Origin of the sequence: Streptomyces sp. NPDC007164 (assembly GCF_040634135.1) — a bacterium.
Taxonomy (GTDB): Bacteria; Actinomycetota; Actinomycetes; order Streptomycetales; family Streptomycetaceae; genus Streptomyces; species Streptomyces sanglieri.
Genome location: NZ_JBEYFB010000035.1, coordinates 13,624 through 34,378, shown reverse-complemented (window position 1 = coordinate 34,378; position 20,755 = coordinate 13,624). Strand labels below are relative to the sequence as shown.

Below are 20,755 nucleotides of genomic sequence, written 5' to 3'. Positions count from 1 at the left end.
AGCCGCGCTCTGAGCGCTCCGGCGCCGAAACCGAAAGGAGGCTGCGTCCAAGCCCGGTGATGGCACACTCGGTATGCGTACTCTCAGAGGTTGATCATGTGGCCGGTAAGGCCGTGGAACGCTTCCTGCAGTGCTTCACCGAGGGTGGGGTGGGTGTGGACGTTGCGGGCGAGTTCGGCGGCGGTCAGGTCCCACTTCTGCGCGAGGGTGAGCTCGGGCAGCAGCTCGGCAACGTCCGCACCGATCATGTGTCCGCCGAGGAGTTCGCCGTGCTCGGCATCGGCGACGAGCTTGACGAAGCCGGTCGGTTCGCCGAGGCCGTGGGCCTTGCCGTTGGCGGTGAAGGGGAACTTGGCGACGAGTACGTCGTGGCCTTCGTCGCGGGCCTGCTGCTCGGTGAGCCCGAACGAGGCGACCTGGGGCTGGCTGAAGGTCGCGCGCGGCATCATCCGGTAGTCGCCGAGCGGCATCGTCTCGGCTCCGGCGAGGGTTTCGGCGGCGACGACGCCCTGCGCCTCGGCGACGTGGGCGAGTTGGAGCTTGGCGGTGACGTCGCCGATCGCGTACAGGTGCGGAACCGAGGTCCGCATGTGCTCGTCGATCGCGATGGCGCCCCGGTCGGTGAGGGTGACGCCGGTGTTCTCCAGGCCGTATCCGGTGGTGCGCGGTGCGAAGCCGACGGACATGAGGACCTTGTCGGTACGAATCTCCGACCGTTTGCCGACGGCCGTGGTGTAGGTGACGGTAACGGAGGTTCCCTCGTCCTTGACGGTCTCGACCTTGGTGGAGGTCAGGAGGGTGACGCCGAGCTTCTTGTACTGGCGGGTGATCTCCTTGGACACCTCGGCGTCCTCGTTGGGCAGCGCGCGGTCGAGGAATTCGAGGATCGTGACCTCGACGCCGTAGTTGCGCAGGACGTAGGCGAACTCCATGCCGATCGCCCCGGCGCCGACGATGACGATCGAGGCGGGCAGCTCGCGCGAGAGGATCTGGGTCTCGTAGGTGACGACGTTCTCGCTGAGCTCGACGCCGGGCAGCAGCTTCACGGTGGAGCCGGTGGCGATGATGGCGTCGTCGAAGGTGACGCTCTGCGTGCCGCCGGCGGTGAGGGCGACGTCGATGGTGCGGGCGTCGGTGAAGGTGCCGTGGCCGTCGATCTCGGTTATGGCGTTCTTCTTCATCAGGAAGTGCACGCCTTTGACCCGGCCGTCGGCGACCTGACGGCTGCGGTCGTAGGCGGCGCCGTAGTCGAAGATCACGTCGCCCGAGATGCCGAACTGCTTGGCCTGGTGGTGGAAGGTGTGGGCGAGTTCGGCGTTGCGCAACAGCGCCTTGGAGGGAATGCAGCCGACGTTCAGGCAGACGCCTCCCCAGTACTGCTTCTCGATGACGGCGACACTCTTGCCCAGCTGGGCGGCGCGGATCGCGGCAACGTACCCGCCGGGTCCCGCGCCGAGGACGACGACGTCGAAGTGCGTGCTACTCACGGAGAATCCTTCCTGCTCTCGCTGTCCGACTTGTCCATCGTCCTGCCGGGCGCGCCTGGGCGCCCGGCAGGACGGTTCACGGGTAGGGGTCAGGCATGCGTCCCGGCGAGGGTCGGGTAGTCGGTGTATCCGGCCTCGCCGCCGCCGTACAGGGTGGCCAGGTCGATCTCGTTGAGCGGGGCATCGGTGCGCAGGCGCTCGACGATGTCGGGGTTGGCCAGCGCGAAGCGGCCCAGCGGGGCGATGTCGGCCAGGCCCGCGTCGATGTCGTCGGCGATCTGCTCGCGGGTGCGGCCGTAGCGGACCACGAGCAGGGCGGTCGGCCACACCTCGCGGAAGGAGCGCAGCAGTTCGGCGTCGCCGACGTGGTGGACGTGCAGGTAGGCGAGGTTCAGGGGCGCCAGCTCGCCGACCAGGTGGCGGTACTGGGCGCGGACGGCCTCGGTGTCGCCCTCGTCGATTCCGCCCAGCGGCATGGAGGGGGACAGGCGGATGCCGACCCGGTCGGAGCCGATCTCCTCGGCCACCGCGCGGGCGACCTCGACGACGAGGCGGGCGCGGTCTTCTACCGTGCCGCCGTAGGTGTCGGTGCGGTGGTTGGCGTTCGGGGAGAGGAACTGGTGCAGCAGGTAGCCGTTGGCGCCGTGAATCTCCACCCCGTCCGCGCCGGCGGCGATCGCGGAGGCGGCGGCGTGCCGGAAGTCCGCGATGGTGGTCTGGATGTCCTGAATGCTCAGCTCGCGCGGGACCGGGGTCTTCTTCGGGCCGGTCGCGGTGAAGATGTCCTGGTCGGCGGAGATCGCGGAGGGGGCGACCGGCTGGCGGTGGTGCGGGGTGTTGTCCGGGTGGGACATGCGTCCGACGTGCATCAGCTGGATGAACAGTGCCCCGCCGCCCGCGTGCACGGCGTCGGCGACCTCGCGCCAGCCCGCGATCTGCTCGGGAGTATGGATGCCTGGCGTGTTCGCGTAGCCCTGTCCGTCGGCCGAGGGCTGCGTGCCCTCGGTGATGATCAGGCCGAGGGCGGCGCGCTGACCGTAGTAGGTGGCTGCAAGCGGGCCGGGCGTGCCGTCGGCGTTCGCCCGGCTGCGGGTCAGCGGCGCCATGGCGAGGCGGTGCGGGAGCTCGACACGGCCGAGCTTGAAGGGCTGCCAGAGGGCGGAAGACATGCTCATGAGATGCGTGGTCCTTAAGGTCGAGCGTTGGATCGGTCGCCGGTGTCCGCTGTAGATCAAGAGGGACCGGGCGCGCGTCGTCGTGGGACGATGACGGAAAGCCGCATCTGATTCCCATCAGTAACGACTATACTCATAACTGAGTGCAGTCAGAATAAATTCCCCGAAAGGTGTCCCGCATGCCAGGCGCTTCCCAGTCGGTTGGTCGGCGCGAGCGGAACAAACAGCTCAAGCTCGACCGCATCACCGCTGCGGCCCACGAGCTGTTCGCCGAACGCGGTATCGATGAGGTCACCACCCAGCAGATCGCCGACAAGGCCGACATCGGCACCGGCACGCTCTTCCTCTACGCCAAGACCAAGGGCGAGCTCCTCCTGCTAGTCCAGAACTCCCTCTATGCCGAAGCCCTCGAACGAGGCCGGACGGACGCCGAGAGCATCCCGGACACACTGGACGCTGTGATGGCGATCGTCCGGCCGGTCGTCGAATGCAACCGGACCCAGGTCGACAACGGGCGCGTCTACCTGCGCGAGATGGTCTTCGGCGACCCCGCCGAACCCCACCACCGCGAGGCCCTCACCATCACCGGGCGGACCGAGCAGGCCGTGGCCGCCGTGCTGTGCCGGGACGCCCAGGTCGGCGAGACACACGCGGCGACAACGGCGCGCGTCGTGTCCGCCGTGATGTTCCTCGCGATGGCGGCCGGCGTGAACGTCGCCGCGAGCGTCGACGAGATCCTGCGCGACATCCGTGAGCAGATCGCAGTCCTGCTGACACGTTGACGTCGGCTGCGCAACCGACACTTCACGGGCCGACCCGAGAGCTGGCCGCTGTCCGGCGCACAGTGAGGCCGATGCGCCAGGCGCCGGCGGCCTTCCTCCAACACCTCCGCCAGCCACGGACGCCTCGGCGCTTACGCGTGCGGTCGACGCATACCCGCACCACACCCTTGATCAGCCTGCTTCGGTCAGGGCTGCGTGCGCGGCGGCGAGGATCTCTTCGGAGAGCGGGGAGCCGTTGGTGGCCCGGGACAGGGCCAGCGCCCCGAACAGGGTGCAGAGGCGGACGATGCCGTCCTGGTCGTCGGTGGCGAGGAAATCGGCGAAGTCGGACACCCCCTCGGCGTAGACGCGACGGGCCTCACGTCCTCCGCCTTCGCGCGCGATGTCGGAGGCGAGGGCTGCGACCGGACAGCCGTCCGCCGGGCCGTCGCGGTGCTCGACGGAGAGGTAGGTGTCGATCAGCACCTGCTGGGCGGCGTCGCGCCGCCCTTCATACCGCTCAAGTCCCTCGGTGTAGCGCCGAGCGAGCTCGGCGAAGGCATGGGCGGTTGCCTCGTCGACGAGCGCCTCCTTGGAGGCGAACTGCTTGTAGAACGCGCCGTGGGTCAGACCAGCAGCCTTCATCAGTTCGGCGACGCTGACCTGCATGCCCTGCTCCCGGAACAGCCGGGAGGCGGTGCCCACCACCCGCCTGCGATTTTCCTCCGCCTGTGCCTGCGATACGCGGCCCATGGCCACCTCCCGTTTGGATGTCGACTGGCATCTATCGTAGACCCGTGTTTAGATTGTATGCATAATCTAATTTGCTGCGGGTGCCGACGATGCCCGCCAGGACCAGGAGTGAGCATGGAACTGAAGAACGCGGTCGCGGTCGTCACCGGCGCCAACCGGGGGCTCGGGCGGCACCTGGCAGCGCAGCTCGTCGAGCGTGGCGCGAAGGTGTATGCGGCGGCTCGGCACCCCGAGACGGTCGATGTGCCGGGCGTCATCGCGCTGCGGCTGGACGTCACGGACGAGGCGCCGATACGGAAGGCCGCCCGCCTGGCGTCCGACGCGACGCTGCTGATCAACAACGCGGGTATCTCCACCGGCGCGACGCTGGTCGGAGGCGACATCGCTGATGTGCGCCGGGAGATGGAGACCAACTTCTTCGGCCCGCTCGCCGCGACCCGCGCCTTCGCCCCCGTCATCGAGGGCAACGGTGGCGGCGCCGTACTCAACGTCCTGTCCGCTCTGTCCTGGTTCCACCCGGCCGGCCTCGGCTCCTACGCCGCGTCTAAGGCCGCAGCCTGGGCGCTGAGCGACGCGACGCGTGAGGAATTGGCACCGCGCGGGATCACCGTCTCGGCGCTGCACGTCGGCTACATGGACACCGACATGGCCGCCGGCGTGCCCGCCGATCAGAAGGCCGCCGCCGCCGACGTCGCGGCCCAGGCCCTGTACGGCATCGAGACCGGCCTGCCCGAGATCCTCGCCGACGAGACCAGCCGGTACGTCAAGCAGAGCCTGTCCGCGGCACCCCAGCCGAACGCGGGCTGACGCTCACCCCTCCACCCCAACGCGACTGCCTTCCCACCCCTCATGCAAGGACATCTCATGCGTTACACGACCTTCGGACACCGGACCGGACTGCGCGTCTCCGAGTACGCGCTCGGCACCGCGAACTTCGGCACCGGCTGGGGCGCAGGCGCCGAACCGGACGAGGCCCGGCGGATCTTCGACCGGTTCGCCGAGGCCGGCGGCACCTTCCTCGACAGCGCGGACGGCTACCAGTTCGGCGAGTCGGAGGAACTGACCGGAAAGCTGATCTCCGCCGACCGCGACCACTTCGTCCTGGCCACGAAGTTCGCCCTCGGCGCCGCCCCGCAGCCGGACATCTCCAGGACCGGCAACAGCCGCAAGAATATGGTCGCCTCGGTGGAGGCCAGCCTGAAGCGCCTGGGCACCGACTACATCGACCTGCTGTGGGTGCACTTCCCTGACGAGCTCACGCCGATGGAGGAACTCCTGCGCGGGCTCGACGACCTGGTGAGCGCCGGCAAGATCCACCACGCCGCGCTGTCCAACTTCCCCGCCTGGCGCGTCTCGCGCGCGGTCACCCTCGCGGACCTGAAGGACTGGGCCCCGATCGTGGGCATCCAGCACGAGTACAGCCTCGTCGAGCGCACCGCCGACCGTGAGCTGCTGCCCATGGCCGAGAGCCTCGGGCTCGGGGCCGCCCTGTGGTCCCCGCTCGGCGGCGGGCTGCTCACCGGCAAATACCGCAGCTCCGCCAAGGGGCGTCTGAGCGACCTGGGCATGGTCATCCACACCGAGAGCACCGGCCAGAAGACCGCCGTCGTCGACACCGTCCTGGCCATCGCCGAGGAGACCGGCGTGACACCCGCCCAGGTGGCGGTGGCCTGGGTGCGCGAGCGCGCCGCCCGTTCCGTGGCCACGCTCGTCCCGATCATCGGCCCGCGCAACCTCTCCCAGCTCGACAGCTACCTCGGCGCCCTCGATGTCCAGCTGACCGACGCGCAGTACACCCGCCTGACCGAGGTCAGCGCGGTGCCGCTCGGCGTGCCCCACGAGGGGATCGCCGCCTCCCTGGACCGCCTGCAGGGAGGCGCCGCCGACCGCGTCGTCGCCCCGGTCGTGCCGGTGGCCTGATGGTGAACGCGGCTCAGGAAACAGTGCGCCCGCGCCGCAGCGAGCAAAATCACACAAACTATCTCGTCCTGCGTGAATTCTGGGACGGGAAACGGAACGGAGACGACGATGAGGGCCTTCCTGGTCGAGAAGTACGGCGAAACCGGGATGCGCGGCGGAGAGGTACCGGACCCGCAGGTGGGTGCCGACGACGTCCTGGTCAAGGTCCACGCGGCCAGTGTCAACCCGCTGGATCTCAGGATCCGCAACGGGGACTTCAAGGCGTTCATGCCCTACCGACTCCCGCTTGTCCTGGGCAACGACCTCGCCGGAGAGGTCCTGCAGGTCGGGTCGTCCGTCACCCGCTTCGCTGTGGGCGACGAGGTTTACGCCCGACCCGACAAGGACCGCATCGGCACCTTCGCCGAACTCATCGCCGTCCACCAGGACGAACTGGCACCCAAACCGGCCACCCTCACCATGACCGAGGCCGCCTCCCTTCCCCTGGTCGCCCTGACCGCATGGCAGGCACTGGTAGGGCGCGCCCAGGTACAACCAGGTCAGAAGGTCCTCATCCACGCGGGAGCGGGCGGCCTCGGCTCCATCGCCGTCCAACTGGCCAAGGCCCTGGGCGCGCACGTGGCCACCACTGCGAGCACCGCCACCATCGACCTGGTCAAGGAACTCGGCGCGGACGTCGCCGTCGACTATCGCACCCAGGACTTCACCGAACTCCTCGACGGCTACGACGTCGTCCTCGACTCCCTCGGCGGCGACAACCTGGCCAGGTCCTTGCGTGTCCTCAAGCCCGGCGGCATCGCCATCAGCGTCGCGGGCCCGCCCGACACGGCCTTCGCCCGCGAACTCGGCGCGAACCCGGTTCTCCGCCTGGCGATGACCGCGCTCAGTGCCAAGACCCGCCGCCGGGCCAAGCGCCTCGGCGTGACGTACTCGTTCCTGTTCATGAAGGCGAGCGGCGACCAACTGCGCGAACTCACCCCCCTCATCGACACGGAGAAGATCCGCCCGATCGTCGACCGTGTCTTCCCGTTCGACGAAACCCTCCAGGCCATGGAGTACGTCGAGAAGGGCCGGGCGAAGGCCGGCAAGGTCGTCGTCTCCATGACATAGGGCGGGCACACCCACCCGGGCACCAGCCGCCTCCCACCACGAGCAGGCGCGTCCTCCGGCAGCGGCCGAAGGGCATCCCGGCCCCGACTGACCCGACGCCACCACGAGCGACGAGAAACACACCAGGAGAAATCGTCATGAGCAGCACCGGCACCCCGAACAGGGGCGTTATCACCTCGTACGCCCAGGTCCCGGCCCGCACCGTCACCGCCGGCGGCGTCACCTACGCGTATCGCGAGCTAGGGCCCAAGGGCGGCATCCCCGTCGTGTTCTTCGTGCACCTCGCCGCGACCCTGGACAACTGGGACCCGCGCATCATCGACCCCATCGCTAAGGGCCGTCACGTCATCGCTTTCGATCAGCGCGGTGTCGGGGCCTCCGCGGGCCAGGTGCCGGACAGTATCGAGGCGATGGCTGATGACGCCTACACCTTCATCACGGCGCTCGGCTTCGACAAGATCGACGTCTTGTCCTTCTCCCTCGGTGGCATGATCGCCCAGGCTCTGGTGGTGAAGCACCCCGCGCTCGTCCGCAGACTGGTCCTCACCGGCACCGGGCCCAAGGGCGGAAGGGACATCGACAAGGTCGCCGGCACCACGTACTGGGACATGCTGCGCGCCGCCCTGACCCGGTCGGACCCCAAGGAATTCCTGTTCTTCAACCGGAACGCCACCGGCAAGCCCGCCGCGCGCGCGTTCGTCAACCGGCTCGAGGAGCGCACTGTCGACCGCGATGCGAAGATCAAGGTCAAGGCATTCCAGACACAGCTGAAGGCGATCAAGAAATGGGGGCGCTCCACCCCCGACGACCTGTCGCAGCTCACCCAGCCCACCCTGATCGCCAACGGCGACAACGACCGCATGGTGCCCTCGGTCCTCTCCGAGGACCTGCACCGACGCATCAAGAACAGCGAGCTGATCATCTACCCCGACTCCGGTCACGGCGGCATCTTCCAGTACCACCAGCAGTTCGCCCCTCTCGCGGTGGAGTTCCTCGCCCGTTGACCACTGGCGAACACCGCAACTACGCGTTCGGCAGCCAGGAAGAGAGGAGCAGCACCATGAGCACCTCATCGTGCGCCGCTCAGCTGGGCGTGGAGAAGAAGCGCCTCACTTCCTCGATCCTGCTGTGGGTGCGCACCGACCAGCCCCGCCGGAGCGGCATGGACCACTGGAAGGGACCGCACTCAGGGATCATCTCCGCCACCCCTGGCCTGGAGGAGTACCGGCAGATCCACCTCGCCGAGCACAACCTGGGCCGGTGGCCGGCGACGGACGGGGTGCAGACCTCGATCACCGACCGTCTCGCCGGGGCCGGCGACGTCGTACCAGCGGGAGGAGTTCGGCGGGCCGCGGCGTAGAGGAGGGTGCGGCGGAACACGTTGATCTCGTCGGCGTGGGCGCCCACGACAACCCCCACGACCAGCGATTCCGCGCCTCCCTCGTCATAGGGTTCAGCGACAGCACAACACGGGACGCATTCTTCACCGGCAACGCGATCGAGGGCCTGCAGCGTTGAAGGAACTGCGCACGCAGACATTCCTGCGCCCGCTCCCTGATCTACCTGCGTCGCAGAGGCGGGGTCGGCTCAGGCGAGTTCCGGAAGTTCGTCAACCAGCGGCTCGTTCACGCACTTGCCGACCCTGGAGCGAAAAGCTCTGGGACACCCCGAACGTCGACGGACCTGCTGAGCAATCCATCCATCCGCCCCGGGCAGGCCGCCACCAGTCAGATACTTACAGTGACCACCGAGAAGGTCCCGGTGGCGCGCCCTGCTCATGATCACCCGACTCAAACAGTGCTCATCACCCGCGGAATCCGACGTTCCCGCAGCGCCCGCTGCTCATCGGCAGGCGGATCCTAGAAAGGACGGGACGCGCACCTGAGCCGCCCCCGTGCCCTTGCAGATGCCCGAGCCAGCGGGAACTCGCCCTCCACCCCACCCTCTTTCGAGGTGATGACGTGCCGCCCACCTGTTCCCACATTCGTACGACCGCCGAGGCGTATCTGGACCGGCATCCGGATGAGCGGGAGGCCTTGGCCGGGTTGCTGTCTGTCCTGGACAGTGCCGACGACCCGTGCAGCCGTGCCACAGTGCCCGGCCACATCACCTGCAGCGCGGTCGTCATCGACCGTGATCGGCGCGTGCTGCACATCGGCCACAGGGGCACTGGGCTGCTCTTCGTCCCCGGTGGTCATGTCGAGGACGACCGGACGCTTCTGGCCGGCGGCGCTGCGGGAAGGGTGCGAAGAGACCGCGATCCGTCCCGGGGATCTGTGCCTGACCCCGCAGTTCCTCGGAGCGCCGGTCGATATCGACGTCCACGACATCGCCGCCGACCCGGACAAAGGTGAACCCGCGCACCGGCACTTCGACTTCCGGTTCGTCTTCCACCTCATGGCCGAGCAGCCGCCGCTCATGCTCCAGGAGAAGGAAGTCTCCGGCGCCCAGTGGCTCGCGTTCGCCGACGTCAGCTCCCCGACACTGCGCGCCAAGCTTCTGAACGCCGAGGCTGCCCTTGGGCTCGACGGGCAGCCGGAACCCGTCAACGTATCCGTTCTGATCCATGACAGGAGCGGTCGGTGTCTGCTGCATCTGAGGGACCTGTTGGACGGCATCTGGGAGCCGGGGGTGTTCGCCCTCCTGGGCGGTGGGCGCGAGCCGGGCGCCGCTGCCTGGACCACACGGCATGGCGGGAACTCACCGAGGAAGCCCCGGGGCTGAAGGTCGCGGACCTGACCCCGTATGCAGTGGAGGAGGCGATGAGCATCGACGGTCTCGCCGTCCCCGTCCAGGTCTGCACGGCCGTCCGGAGTGGTGATCCCGACGCCGTGGGCCTGCAGGAAGGGCGTGCTGCTGAGGTGGTTCACCCCGGCATGCTGAACCGGTTGCGTCTGAGCCCCGGCCTCGGCGACCTGATCCGCCGGCACGCGGCCGGACATCCCCCGGTCGGCGACCCGCCGGCCCGTGTGCATCTGCTGCGCGACGAGGCACCGGAGGGAACCGAACTCCACATCGTGCCCTTCCAGTACTTCTTTCGACGCCTCGGACTCAACCTTTATCCACCGTGTGACCGTCGGTCGTGAGCGGGCTCCGTCATGAAGAAGTGCCTTCGCCCTCGGCGAGGCCACCGCCACCCCGGCCAGGCCCGGCGGTGAGCCTGTCCCGGACCAACCGGTAGCCGACCTCTGGGAACAGGTACATCGCAAGCAGGAAGTACACCCGACTCGGGACCGAAGATCGCGCAGCCGCTGCCGCACCGCCCGCGCCTCCGCCAGGACCGCGTCGACGAGCTCAAACGGCACCACGGCGGTCAGCTCCCCCCAGGTGCCCCGGAGTGAATCGGCCCGCAGGCACAGTGACCGTACGGGTGATGGCCACCACCGAGGCGGACAGGACATGATGTGGCTATCCCGGCATGTAGAAACAGCATGGTGTTGCCTGGTGCAGTCCGTCTCACGCGTGGAGCGCTGCCATAAGGTTCTCGACCAGTTGGGTTTCCGCCCGCTTCATCGACTCCGTGGTCCGTGCCGCGTAGAGATCATGTACGTCGATGCCCGGGACCTTCCGCACCGCGTCGCCCGCGGCGTGGGCCGCGCACGAGTCCAGGGCCACGCGGCCCGCGCGGCCCGACTGCCAGGTGTGCAGGTCGCTCTCGGCCATGGGCAGGCCCAGCGTCGTCACGACGACGAAGGCGTCGCCGGGGATCAGGCGCAGGTCCTGGAGCGTGACGACGTGCCGGTAGGCCGGTGAGTGGAAGGACAGGCAGTCGGCGGAGCCGAGCACCTCGGCCAGCGGGGCCCAGCGCGCCTCGCCCTCCGCCGTGGTCCGGGGCGTCGGCGTATGGAAGAGGACCCGCATGCCAAGCGCGGCGGCGACGGTGCTGACGCGCCGGGCCACGGGTCCGTAGCCGATGAGCCCCAGGCGCCGCCCCGCCAACTCCCCCGGCGTCTCCCCGCCGTGCCGCGCATGGGCGAGGAGCCGCTCAATCACGAACTCGACCGTGCCGATGTCACCGTAGCCGTAGATGGGCGACACGGCGATGCCCTGCCGCCGCGCGTGGTCCAGGTCGACGCGGTCGGTCGACGTGGCGCGCAGACCCACGTACCGCAGGGCGGGCAGTTGGCTCAGGTGCCCGGCGTCGAGGTGGTCCTTCCAGCCCGCCAGCAGGGCATCCGTGCGCACGAAGGACTCCCCCGTCTCCGAGTCCGGTGACGGCCACTGCGTCAGGTGCAGCGGCGGGCTCTCGCTCAGCGGGCGCAGGGCGTCGAGGAGGCCGGGGGAGGGCCAGACGCCGGGCAGGAGGGAGACCTGTCGGAACACGGGAGTGGGCACCGTTCTTGCTTCCTTTCGGGGGATGGCGATGGGCGGGGCGGTTCAGGGAGGTCAGGCACCGCCCGTCACGGGCGGCACCACCGCCTCGATGAGGTGCGGGCCCGGTTCCGCGACGGCCGCGCGCAGTTGACGGGTGAACTCCTCGGCCGTGCGGGCCCGTGTCGCCGGTACGCCCATGCCGTTCGCCATCGCCACGAAGCCGAGCCCCGGAATGTCGATGAACGACCGGCTGCGCCGCACGTCCTCGCCCTCGAACGCCCCGACCCGCCGCAGCTCGGAGTCGAGGATCGCGTACGAGGCGTTGTTGAAGACGACCGTGGTCACGTCGAGCCCCTCGCGCGCCTGCGTCCACAGCGCCTGGAGGGTGTACATCGCACTGCCGTCCGCCTCCAGGTTGAGGACGGGACGGTCCGGGCAGGCGACTGCCGCGCCCGTGGCGACCGGCATTCCCATGCCGATCGAACCGCCGGTGATGTTGAGCCAGTCGTGCGCGGGCGCCCCGGCGGTGGCGCCCGGCAGCCACTGGTCGGATGTCATGGCCTCGTCGATGACGACGGCCCCTTCCGGCAGCAGCGCGCCGATGACGGCCGCGGCCTTCTGCGCCGTCAGCTCCCCACTCGGCAGCCCCGGCCTGTCCGCGTCGGTGACGAGAGGCGCGGTGCCAGGTGCCACCAGGTCGGCCAGGTATTCAAGGGCGCCGGGTGCGGCGCCGAGGTCGTGCACCTCGCACCCGGCCGGTATCAGGGTGCTCGGCTTGCCCGGGTAGGCGAAGAACGAGACGGGTTCGCGTGTGCCCGCGAGGACGAGATGTTGCGCCCCGGCGAGCCGTCGAACCGCAAGGTCCCTGGGGTAGGGCAGCCGGTCGAAACGCGGGAGGCCCGCCCCCCGCTCGTGCCGCGCCGGGGACTTCTCGGCCAGGACGTCGGCCCCGGTGGCCGCGGCGATGCGGCTCGCCGCCGCCAGGCCCGCGCGCCGCATGGCGGCGCCACCGACGAGCAGGAGGCACCCTTCCTTCTCGCGCAGGGTCTTGGCGATCCGCTCCACCGCCACCTCGTCGAACGACGGGGCCTGCGCGGCGGGTACGGGCACGGCGGACCCGCCGTCGGACCAGCAGACGTCCGACGGCAGGACGAGCGTGGCGACACCGCCGGGGAGATGACCGACCGGATTCCGCGCGGCCCGGATGGCATCGGCGGCGTCCTGCCCCGCGTCGGCGGACCGCTCGGTCCTGCGCACCCACGCCGACACCGTCCCGGCCATTGTCTCGATGTCGGAGTCCAGGGGCGCGTCGAACGGTTTGTGGTAAGTAGCGTGGTCGCCCACCATATTGATCAGCGGCGTACCCGCACGGCGGGCGTTGTGCAGGTTCGCGAGACCGTTGCCGAGGCCGGGCCCCAGGTGCAGCAGCGTCGAGGCGGGCCTGCCCGCCATCCGGCCGTACCCGTCGGCGGCACCCGTCGCCACCCCCTCGAACAGACAGAGGATGCCACGGATCTCCGGCGTCGCGACCATGCCTGCGACGAGGTGCATCTCGGAGGTGCCCGGATTGGTGAAACAGACGTCGATGCCGCCGTGCACAAGGGTGTTGAGCACTGCTCGGGCGCCGTTCATGGTGGTGCCTGCCTTTCGGGGTCAGGTCAGCTTGCGATCTGGACGCGCTTGAGGTGCCGCCGCGGGTCCTCGAAGGCGTTGCGGGAGTGCAGCATCCGCCAGTTGTCCCAGACCACGAGGTCCCTCTTCGCGTAGCGGATGGCGATGTGGTTCTCCTCGTAGAGAGCGCCTCCGCGGTCGATGAGACGGCGTGCCAGCTCGTCGTCCTCGGGTATCTCCAGGTAGCTGGTCGAGTACCGGAAGATCAGCTCGCCGTCGCGCTCCTCGAGGACTGGGTGCTCCGCCGTGGGCACCACACCGCGGCGGGCGAGACCCTCCGTGGACTTCCACCGGTACACGGTGTCGAGGAAGTGCTGCCGCTCGCTCTCGTCGAACTCCGCGAGCACACGGTTGCCGTCGAGCATCGTGGTCTCGCCGCCGCGCCCCTCGGCCGGCTTGACGCACCACAGCGCGAGATACCGGGGCGGCGTGCCGCGGAACTCGTACCCCTCCGTGTGGGGCTGCAACCCCCCGCGGTTCTGGCCGTGGTTGACGTCGTCCATGCCGCGCTCGGGCTTCACGTCCCCGACGAGGGTGCCGGTGGGCGTGGGCTGGAACTCCCCCAGCTCCTTGAGGAAGGCGACGTGGTCGAAGGACTCGGGGACATCGACGACGTGTACGTAGCCGTTGTTGCCGAGCAGTTGGCGGAACGCGTACCTCAGTACGCTGTCGGCCAGCTCGTCGCCGTTCATGTCGACGCATGAGACAACACTGTCGGGCCACTTCGCCATGGTCACTCCAATCGGTTCGTGGATATTCGTGGATATTCGTGGAAACAGATCGGTTCGGTCCGGTAACTGGCCAGCTCAGTAACTGACCAGGACTTTCAAGGCCGTTCGCTCGTCCATCGCCTTGTAGCCGCCCGGCACTCCGTCAAGACCGACCGTCAGGTCGAACACCGGCGACGGGTCGATCACCCCGCCGAGCACGTCGGGCAGCAGCTGCGGAATGTAGGTCCGCACGGGCGCGACGCCGCCGCGCAGCGCGATGTTCCGCTCGAAGACGTCGCTCAGGTCCAGGCCCGTGTCGCTGCCGTGCGGCACGCCGACGCAGCCGATCGAGCCACCGTCCCTGGTGATCTTCACCGCCGTCCACAAAGACTGTGCGGTCCCCACCGCCTCGATGACCGCGGGCACGCCCCGGCCGCCGGTCAGTTCGCGCACGACCTCGACCGCCTCCTCCCCGCGCTGGGGAACCACATCGGTCGCGCCGAAGGACCGGGCGATGTCCGTGCGGGAGGGGTGCCGGCCGAGCGCGATGATCCGTTCGGCGCCCAGGCGCTTCGCGGCCAGCACACCGCAGAGTCCGACGGCGCCGTCGCCCACGACGGCCACGGTCGTGCCGGGACCCGCGCCCGCGCCGACCGCGCCGTGGTGGCCGGTCCCCAGCACATCGGACAACGTCAGGAGCGCGGTGAGCAGCCGCCGGTCGGACGCGGCCTCGTTCGGGAGGCGTACGAGGGTGCCGTCGGCGTACGGCACACGCACCGCCTCGCCCTGGCCTCCGTCCGATCCCCGCGTGCCCCAGAAGCCGCCCCGTTCGCACGACGTGGTCAGCCCCTCGGCGCAGTAGCCGCAGTCGCCGTCCGACCAGACGAACGGCACGACGACCAGGTCGCCGACGGCGCAGCCCACGACTTCGGCGCCGACGCCCTCGACAACGCCGATGAACTCGTGGCCGATGCGCTGCCCCGGATCGAAGTCGGCCACGCCCCGGTACGCCCACAGGTCGGTTCCGCAGACGCAGGAGAGCACGACCCTCACCACGGCGTCGGTGGGCCGGCGGATCACCGGGTCCGGTACCACCTCTACCCGGACGTCGTGGGAGGCGTGGATGACTGTGGCGCGCATGCGTGGGGTCCTTCCTGCTGGGCGAACTGTGCCTGGGCGAGCGAATCCGGGGCGGACGGTTCCGGGGCGAACGGATCGAGCACCTCGGCCGCGGCGGCGAGCACTTCGCCCATCGTCGTCGGGGACTCCCGCTCGGACGGTTTGGTACGTATCTCGATCGACTCGGCGACCTGCCGGGCCCTGCGCGCGGCGGCCGCGCTGTTCTCCGCGCGCACCACGACCACCCCTGACCGGTCCTCCGACCAGTGCAGCGGGCGGACGTCCTGGCCCGGCTCGGCCTTGACCTCGACGCGCACCACGCCCTCGGCCGCGCGGGCCTCGTCGACGCCCTCGACGGACACCACGCGCCCGGCGGGCGGCGTGAGGAAGCGCACCGCGGCGGCGCCGTCGGCGGCCGGTTCGGGGACGGTGACCGGCTCGGGGAGCGCAAGCCGGTACGTGAGCCGTTCGAGGTCCACGCCGTACACCATGTCCACGAGTTCGTTGATGTGGCCCCCGGCGCAGCGGTTGTGGGACTCCACCACGCGCGGCCCGTCGGCGGTGAGGATGACCTCCGTGTGCGCGGGGCCCTCGACCAGGCCGACGGCGTCCAGCATCCGGCAGGTGAGTGCGGCGACCGCGGCGGCCTCGTCCTGGCTCAGCTCCGCCGGGACCACGTGGGCCAGCGCGACCACGCCGTCGCCGTTGTCCTTGCCGGTGATCGCGAGGACGGAGTGCCGACCCTCCACGGAAAAGCTCTCCACGCTGAGTTCGGGGCCGACCAGGAGTTCCTCGACCATGAAGTTGCGTACGCCGAAGGAGACCAGCCAGTCCCAGGCCTCGGCCACCTCGCCGGGCGAGCGGACCTTGCGCACCGCGAGGCTGCCCGACCCCATCGTCGGCTTCGCCACCGCCCCGCCGTGGTGGGCGACGAAGTCCCGCAGCGCTTCGAAGGTGGTCCCGCGCCGCACGGCGACCCTGCCCAGGCCCCGGGTGTTCAGGAGGCCGCGCAGGGCGAGTTTGTCGTGGAGCAGGCGGGTCACGTCGACGCCGTTGCCCGCGAGGCCCAGGGCCGTGGTGAGGTGACCCGCGACCAGAGGACCCGCCTCGGTCTGGCTCAGGACCCGGGTGAACGGGGCGTGTTGGTGCAGCGCCCTGGCCAGCGTGGTGACCAGACCGATGTCCTGGTAGTCGATCAAATGGGTCTGCGCGCAGTGCTCCTTGGCGGCGGGTTCGAACAGGGCGGGCTTGTCGACGTTCACCACATAGAGGCCGCATTCCGCCGCCTTCTGCGTGCCCTCCGCGGTCCCGCCGAGCAGCAGGATCCGCGGTGCGTCCGGGCCCGGTGCCGAAGCGCTCATCGCCGACTCCCCTCGTCGCGAGCAATCGGTAGAAATCCGGACCCGGCGAAGTACCGTACGTAGCCCGTGAAGACCTTCTCGTCGATGTCCGGGCAGGTGATGCCTGTGCCGCGCAGCAGCTGACGTGTGTCGGTCGCGTCGAAGCGGACGCTGCCCTCGGGGTCGTCGTCGCGGCCGTCGCCCATGACGCCGAGGAGAGGGAAGGCGGCGTTGTCGGGCAGGGCCTCGATGGCGCGCAGCCATTCCCGTAGGGGGACATCCGTGATGGAGAGGTCCAGCGCGCGGCGCACGCACGCGACGGCCCGGCCGAACGGCATGAGCCGCTCACCGGTGAGGTGGAAGTTCCTGCCCGCCGCCTCGGGGTTGCTCGCGAGGGCGACGACGGCGCGGCTGACGTGGTCCACCGGGACGAGGTCGAAGGCAACATCGTCGAGGCGCGGGGCGAGGCCCGCCTGCGCGCAGCCCTTGAGGAGCAGCCACAGGAAGTCCGCGCTCTGGCAGGCGCCGGTGGTGGAGTCCCCCGCGATGCGGGTCGGCCGGTACACGGACACCGGCAGGCCGCGCTCCCGCGCGGCCTCGACCAGCCGCTCGGCCACCCACTTGCTCTGGGTGTAGCCGTGCACGAGAGCCTCGACCGGGGTGAGGGGTTCGTCGGGCCTGAGCCGGCGGGCGGTGAGCGCCGGTCCCGCGAACACCCCGACCGTCGAGATGTGATGGACGGGGACCGTGCGGTGGGCCGCGGCGAGCCGCAGCACCTCGACGGTGCCGCAGACGTTCGCGGGCCGCGACTGGGCGTACGCCTGGGCGAGGTTGACGCTGGCTCCCGCGTGGTGGACGACGTCCACGGTGCGCGCGAGCCGGTCAAAGACCTCCTCGGAGAGGCCGAGCCGGGGCAGCGCGAGATCGCCGTCGTGGACGACGATCCGCCCCTGTGCCTCCTCGTTCACGATGCCGTACGCCTCCTGGACCGCACGCAGCCGCGCGGCCGCGTGCGCCTGGTCGGTGCCTCGCACGAGACAGTGCACCCTGGCGGACGTACGTATGAGGAGTTCACGCAGGAGGAAGGCGCCGAGGAAGCCGGTGGCGCCGGTGAGCAGCACCTCCTTGGGGTTGGTGACGACGGTGAGCACCTGCGGCGCGGGCACGATGTCCGGCGGCAGGACCAGGTCGGCCTTCGGGTCCGGGGCGTCCGGCCGCTGCCCGAGCCGGTCCACGAGCCGGGTCAGCGCCACGGGCGTGGGCGCGGTGAACACGCAGTTCATCGGGAACGCAACGCCGAACTCCTCGCGCAGGGCGAGGGCGAGCCGCACGGCGCGCAAGGAGTCCCCTCCCCCTGCGAAGAAGTCGTCCTCGATACCGAGGGCGCCGACTCCAAGGACCTCGGCGCACAACTCGGTGACCCGCTTCTCGGTGGGCGTGCGCGCGGGCTCGCCCGGCGGGCGTGTCGTCTGCGTACCGGCGCCGTCGAGGGCCAGTGCCGCCCTGTCCACCTTGCCGCTGGGCGTCAACGGGAAAGAAGTCAGCGGCACACAGGTGGTCGGCACCATGAAGGAGGGCAGGCGGTCGCGGAGCTCGGACCGCAGGACCTCAGGCGTGATGCCATCCTCAGTGGCGGGGACGTAGCCCGCGACGAGGCGCTTGCCGTCCCCCGGTGCCCCGTCGGTGGTGACCACCACGGCGTCGGCCACTCCGGGGACGGCCTTGACGGCGGACTCGACCTCACCCGTCTCCACCCGGTAGCCACGGATCTTGACCTGGTCGTCGGTTCGGCCGAGGAGCTCGATGCGGCCGTCGGCCAGCAGTCTTGCCAGGTCGCCGGTGCGGTAGACGCGGCCCGGCGCCGGAGCATGGGGGTCGCGGAGGAACCGCTCGGCGGTGAGTTCCGGAAGACCGAGGTACCCCTGTGCGGGGGCCCGGCCGCCGACGTGGAGTTCGCCGGTGGCGCCGACCGGGCAAGGCCGCAGGGCGCCGTCCAGCACGTAGACGCGGGCGCCCGGGACGGGACGACCGATGGAGGGGCGCTCGGGCCAGGACGCGGGCGATCCCGCGAGGCGCTCGGCGGTGACCACGTGCGTCTCCGTCGGGCCGTACTGGTTCTCCAGCGACGCGTGGGTGAGGTCGGTGAAGAACCTTCGGATCGCGGGCGTGACGAAGAGCTGTTCCCCGGCGGTCACCACTTCCCTGAGCGAGGGGCACCGGCGCCGTGCGGTGCACATGTAGAAGGCGAGTTGCTGCAGGGCGACGTACGGCAGGAAGAGCCGCCCGACGCGGTGCTCGGTCAGCACGTCGCACAACCGCTCGGGGTCGGCGCGCACGGCGTCGTCGATCAGGATGACGGCACCTCCCGAGGCCCAGGTGGAGAAGAGTTCCTGGAAGGCGACGTCGAAGCTGAGCGGGGCGAACTGCAGGGTGCGGGCGCCCGGACGGGAGTCGGAGCGACGGTGCTGCCAGTCGACGAGGCCCGCCAGCGAACGGTGCGGCATGGCCACGCCCTTGGGGCGGCCGGTGGATCCCGAGGTGTAGAGCACGTACGCGATGTCGTCATCACCGGCGGCGGGAAGCCCGGACGCCGCCTTCGCCTCTCCGCCCGCGGCCGTCCGGTGCGGCGGGACGTCATCCAGGAAGATCACAGGGAGGTCGTCGGGCAGCGTCAGCCCAGCGGCCACGGAGCGCCGCGTCACCAGCGTCGTGGCGCCGCTGTCCCGGAGCATGTACGCGATGCGCTCGGCCGGGTATCCGGCGTCCAGCGGCACGCAGGCGCCCGCCGCCTTGAGCACCGCGAGGACCGCGATCGGCAGGTCGAAGGTTCGCTCCACGCAGACGGCCACCCGGCAGCCCGCGTGCCCCCGCTCGACGAGCAGCGCCGCAACGGCGTCGGCCGCCCCGTCGAGGTCCCGATAGGACAGGGTGTCCTCGCCGCGTACCACGGCGGGGGCGTGCGGGGTCCTCCGCGCGCGGTCGGCAAAGACCGTGTGCGCGTGGGGTATCGGGGCATCCTGACCCAGCTGGTCCGTTCCCGAGGTCCAGCAGTCGCGGATGAGTCGCTCCTCGGCGTCGGACAGGATCCGCAGGTCCGCGAGGGCGGTCTCGGGGCGGGCCACCGCGTCCGCGACCACCATCCGGTAACGCTCCGCGAGGAGTTCGGCGGTGCGCCGGTCGAACAGTTCGGCCGAGTACTCCAGGAAGCCGCGGAACCCGTCACCCTCGGGCACCACGCTCAGGAAGACGTCGTACTTCGCCGTGCCGTTGTGGAGCGGCAGCCGCTCGGTGCTCACGCCGGGCAGGTTCAGCCCCGCGGCCTCCTGGGAGTCGGCGGTGAAGACGATCTGGAAGAGTGGGAACCTGCTGAGCGTGCGCTCCACTCCCAGCTCGCCGACGAGCCGGCTGAAGGAGATCTCCCGGTGCTCGACTGTGTCCAGGACGACGTCCTGGACCGCGGACACCAAGGAAGCGAACGACTGGGCGGGCACCACTCTCTGACGTACCGGCAGGACTTCGGCCAGGCAGGCGATCATCGAGTCGACCGCGGGCTCGTCCCGCAGCGAGACCGGCGTCCCGATGACCAGGTCGCGCTGCCCGCTCAACCGGTGCGTGAGCGCCGTCAGGGCGGCGAGCAGCACCACGTACGGCGAACTGTGGCGCTGCTCCGCGAGAGCGCCCACAGCACGGGCCACCGCGCCATCGAGGGTGAACTCGACCTGTTCGCCGCGGTGGCTCATCACCGCGGCCCGCGGATGGTCGGTGGGGAAGGCCGTCTCCTCGGGGGCGTCGCGCAGCGCGGTCCGCCAGTACGCCAGGTGCGCGGCGTCCGTCAGGCGCGCCGAGCGGCGGCGGCGCTCGGCGTACCCGCTGATCTGCTGCGGCAGTTCGGGCAGTCCGTGCCCGGTGCCCGCGAGGGCGGCCCGATAGCAGGCGCTGAACTCGGCGTCGAGCAGGTGCAGGCTGGTGCCGTCCATCGCGGCATGGTGCAGGGCGACGAGAAGCACCGCCTCGCCGTCCACATCGCAGGCCGGTTCGAAGAGGTACGCCCTGAGCAGCGGTGGGGCGTCGAGCGAGAGCGGCGCGGCGAGCGCCTCGCGCAGGGCTTCGTCCAGCTGGTCGGCGGGCACCGACCGCCGGGTGACCGTGATCGGCCCCGCAGGGAGCACCGTCTGCACGGGCCGGTCCGCGACCAGGTGGAGGCGGGTGCGCAGGGCCTCGTGGCGCCGGACGATCTCGGAGAGCGCGGCCTCGACGGCGGGCACGTCGAGGCGGCCGCTGATGCGGTGGGCCCACGACTCCACGTACCGCGAACGAGCGTTCTGGAATTGGTCGTTGAGCCAGATCGACTCCTGCTCGAACGACATCGGGTGGCTGGCGTGCGGCATCTCCGCC

The 20,755-nt window shown here is 70.2% G+C and carries 17 protein-coding genes; 8 read left to right on the top strand and 9 right to left on the bottom strand.

The annotated features are described in order from the left end of the window. Positions 1 to 83: 83 nt before the first annotated feature. A complete protein-coding gene (lpdA, locus tag ABZ622_RS31315) occupies positions 84 to 1,487 on the bottom strand; it encodes a dihydrolipoyl dehydrogenase (RefSeq protein ID WP_360548943.1) in 1,404 nt (467 codons plus the stop codon). Between the two features lie 89 nt (positions 1,488 to 1,576). Then, positions 1,577 to 2,656 (bottom strand): alkene reductase, encoded by a 1,080-nt coding sequence (locus ABZ622_RS31310; RefSeq protein WP_360549005.1) that lies wholly within the window; start codon positions 2,654 to 2,656, stop codon positions 1,577 to 1,579. A gap of 185 nt (positions 2,657 to 2,841) precedes the next feature. On the opposite strand from ABZ622_RS31310, the gene ABZ622_RS31305 reads away from it, so the two are divergent. Beyond that, complete coding sequence (locus tag ABZ622_RS31305) at positions 2,842 to 3,444, top strand: helix-turn-helix domain-containing protein (protein ID WP_360548941.1); 603 nt, start codon at positions 2,842 to 2,844, stop codon at positions 3,442 to 3,444. Positions 3,445 to 3,615: 171 nt separating this feature from the next. Here ABZ622_RS31305 and ABZ622_RS31300 read toward each other — a convergent pair whose 3' ends face one another. After that, entirely contained in the window at positions 3,616 to 4,176 is a 561-nt protein-coding gene (locus tag ABZ622_RS31300; protein ID WP_360548939.1) for a TetR/AcrR family transcriptional regulator, read from the bottom strand. Positions 4,177 to 4,290: 114 nt separating this feature from the next. Here ABZ622_RS31300 and ABZ622_RS31295 point away from each other — a divergent pair, with 114 nt between their 5' ends. The 7 genes from ABZ622_RS31295 to ABZ622_RS31265 all read left to right on the top strand — a co-directional run bounded on the left by ABZ622_RS31295 (position 4,291) and on the right by ABZ622_RS31265 (position 10,292). Continuing rightward, positions 4,291 to 4,983, top strand: a complete 693-nt coding sequence (locus ABZ622_RS31295) for an SDR family oxidoreductase (RefSeq protein WP_360548937.1) — start codon at positions 4,291 to 4,293, stop codon at positions 4,981 to 4,983. A 57-nt stretch (positions 4,984 to 5,040) separates the two neighbouring features. Next, on the top strand, positions 5,041 to 6,096 hold the full coding sequence (locus ABZ622_RS31290; RefSeq protein ID WP_360548935.1) for an aldo/keto reductase: 1,056 nt from the start codon (positions 5,041 to 5,043) through the stop codon (positions 6,094 to 6,096). 108 nt (positions 6,097 to 6,204) lie between these two features. Beyond that, entirely contained in the window at positions 6,205 to 7,206 is a 1,002-nt protein-coding gene (locus ABZ622_RS31285; RefSeq protein WP_360548933.1) for an NADP-dependent oxidoreductase, read from the top strand. Between the two features lie 137 nt (positions 7,207 to 7,343). Continuing rightward, positions 7,344 to 8,210 (top strand): alpha/beta hydrolase, encoded by an 867-nt coding sequence (locus ABZ622_RS31280; RefSeq protein ID WP_360548931.1) that lies wholly within the window; start codon positions 7,344 to 7,346, stop codon positions 8,208 to 8,210. A 56-nt stretch (positions 8,211 to 8,266) separates the two neighbouring features. Beyond that, entirely contained in the window at positions 8,267 to 8,566 is a 300-nt protein-coding gene (locus tag ABZ622_RS31275; protein ID WP_360548929.1) for a hypothetical protein, read from the top strand. 836 nt (positions 8,567 to 9,402) lie between these two features. Next, entirely contained in the window at positions 9,403 to 9,930 is a 528-nt protein-coding gene (locus ABZ622_RS31270) for an NUDIX domain-containing protein (RefSeq protein WP_360548927.1), read from the top strand. Positions 9,931 to 9,968: 38 nt separating this feature from the next. After that, positions 9,969 to 10,292: a hypothetical protein gene (locus ABZ622_RS31265; RefSeq protein WP_360548925.1), complete on the top strand. Its 324-nt coding sequence runs from the start codon at positions 9,969 to 9,971 to the stop codon at positions 10,290 to 10,292. A gap of 370 nt (positions 10,293 to 10,662) precedes the next feature. On the opposite strand, the gene ABZ622_RS31260 is transcribed toward ABZ622_RS31265, so the two are convergent. From ABZ622_RS31260 to ABZ622_RS31235, 6 genes are all read right to left on the bottom strand, one after another. Further along, positions 10,663 to 11,541, bottom strand: a complete 879-nt coding sequence (locus ABZ622_RS31260; protein WP_360548923.1) for an NAD(P)-dependent oxidoreductase — start codon at positions 11,539 to 11,541, stop codon at positions 10,663 to 10,665. Between the two features lie 51 nt (positions 11,542 to 11,592). Further along, a complete protein-coding gene (locus ABZ622_RS31255; protein WP_360548921.1) occupies positions 11,593 to 13,152 on the bottom strand; it encodes an acetolactate synthase large subunit in 1,560 nt (519 codons plus the stop codon). A 26-nt stretch (positions 13,153 to 13,178) separates the two neighbouring features. Next, a complete protein-coding gene (locus ABZ622_RS31250) occupies positions 13,179 to 13,922 on the bottom strand; it encodes a TauD/TfdA family dioxygenase (RefSeq protein ID WP_360548919.1) in 744 nt (247 codons plus the stop codon). Positions 13,923 to 13,997: 75 nt separating this feature from the next. Then, complete coding sequence (locus ABZ622_RS31245; RefSeq protein WP_360548917.1) at positions 13,998 to 15,041, bottom strand: zinc-binding dehydrogenase; 1,044 nt, start codon at positions 15,039 to 15,041, stop codon at positions 13,998 to 14,000. Beyond that, positions 14,999 to 16,381 (bottom strand): ATP-grasp domain-containing protein, encoded by a 1,383-nt coding sequence (locus ABZ622_RS31240; RefSeq protein ID WP_360548915.1) that lies wholly within the window; start codon positions 16,379 to 16,381, stop codon positions 14,999 to 15,001. The genes ABZ622_RS31245 and ABZ622_RS31240 overlap by 43 nt, the downstream gene beginning before the upstream one ends. Next, on the bottom strand, positions 16,378 to 20,748 hold the full coding sequence (locus tag ABZ622_RS31235) for an amino acid adenylation domain-containing protein (protein WP_360548913.1): 4,371 nt from the start codon (positions 20,746 to 20,748) through the stop codon (positions 16,378 to 16,380). The genes ABZ622_RS31240 and ABZ622_RS31235 overlap by 4 nt, the downstream gene beginning before the upstream one ends. Between the last annotated feature and the right edge of the window lie 7 nt (positions 20,749 to 20,755).

Bases quoted from the DNA above. Each gene is read 5' to 3' on its own strand.
- ABZ622_RS31310 (WP_360549005.1), bottom strand. From the start codon at position 2,656: ATGTCTTCCGCCCTCTGGCAGCCCTTCAAGCTCGGCCGTGTCGAGCTC.
- ABZ622_RS31305 (WP_360548941.1), top strand. From the start codon at position 2,842: ATGCCAGGCGCTTCCCAGTCGGTTGGTCGGCGCGAGCGGAACAAACAG.
- ABZ622_RS31300 (WP_360548939.1), bottom strand. From the start codon at position 4,176: ATGGGCCGCGTATCGCAGGCACAGGCGGAGGAAAATCGCAGGCGGGTG.
- ABZ622_RS31295 (WP_360548937.1), top strand. From the start codon at position 4,291: ATGGAACTGAAGAACGCGGTCGCGGTCGTCACCGGCGCCAACCGGGGG.
- ABZ622_RS31290 (WP_360548935.1), top strand. From the start codon at position 5,041: ATGCGTTACACGACCTTCGGACACCGGACCGGACTGCGCGTCTCCGAG.
- ABZ622_RS31285 (WP_360548933.1), top strand. From the start codon at position 6,205: ATGAGGGCCTTCCTGGTCGAGAAGTACGGCGAAACCGGGATGCGCGGC.
- ABZ622_RS31280 (WP_360548931.1), top strand. From the start codon at position 7,344: ATGAGCAGCACCGGCACCCCGAACAGGGGCGTTATCACCTCGTACGCC.
- ABZ622_RS31275 (WP_360548929.1), top strand. From the start codon at position 8,267: ATGAGCACCTCATCGTGCGCCGCTCAGCTGGGCGTGGAGAAGAAGCGC.
- ABZ622_RS31270 (WP_360548927.1), top strand. From the start codon at position 9,403: ATGTCGAGGACGACCGGACGCTTCTGGCCGGCGGCGCTGCGGGAAGGG.
- ABZ622_RS31265 (WP_360548925.1), top strand. From the start codon at position 9,969: ATGAGCATCGACGGTCTCGCCGTCCCCGTCCAGGTCTGCACGGCCGTC.
- ABZ622_RS31255 (WP_360548921.1), bottom strand. From the start codon at position 13,152: ATGAACGGCGCCCGAGCAGTGCTCAACACCCTTGTGCACGGCGGCATC.
- ABZ622_RS31250 (WP_360548919.1), bottom strand. From the start codon at position 13,922: ATGGCGAAGTGGCCCGACAGTGTTGTCTCATGCGTCGACATGAACGGC.
- ABZ622_RS31245 (WP_360548917.1), bottom strand. From the start codon at position 15,041: ATGCGCGCCACAGTCATCCACGCCTCCCACGACGTCCGGGTAGAGGTG.
- ABZ622_RS31240 (WP_360548915.1), bottom strand. From the start codon at position 16,381: ATGAGCGCTTCGGCACCGGGCCCGGACGCACCGCGGATCCTGCTGCTC.
- ABZ622_RS31235 (WP_360548913.1), bottom strand. From the start codon at position 20,748: ATGCCGCACGCCAGCCACCCGATGTCGTTCGAGCAGGAGTCGATCTGG.